Source organism: Priestia sp. SIMBA_032 (assembly GCF_046535215.1).
Lineage (GTDB): Bacteria > Bacillota > Bacilli > Bacillales > Bacillaceae_H > Priestia > Priestia aryabhattai.
Genome location: NZ_JAWRXD010000540.1, coordinates 1 through 277, shown reverse-complemented (window position 1 = coordinate 277; position 277 = coordinate 1). Strand labels below are relative to the sequence as shown.

Below are 277 nucleotides of genomic sequence, written 5' to 3'. Positions count from 1 at the left end.
ACGTAGACGCACGACTCGACAACTCCAAAAATTCCTCAGACGGCGACGACACACCACCCTCGGCAGCCTGCGCCCAATCCTCCACAGACCCCATCCGATCCATCCACGCCTCCACCAGATCCGCACGCGCCTGCGCCACGCAATACGCCCACGTATCCGCCTTAAACTCCCGCTCAAACAAATACTCGAGCCCCGGAGTCGCCTTCAGGTCCCGCTCAATTTCCAAAGCCACCGACGAATACATGCGCGGAGAATGCGCGCCATGCTTCAACGGCCC

At 60.6% G+C, this 277-nt stretch carries 1 protein-coding gene; it reads right to left on the bottom strand.

The window, feature by feature from the left end; translation table 11 throughout:
- On the bottom strand, positions 1 to 277 hold a 277-nt coding region (locus SB717_RS35450; protein WP_410907612.1), incomplete at both ends, for a hypothetical protein.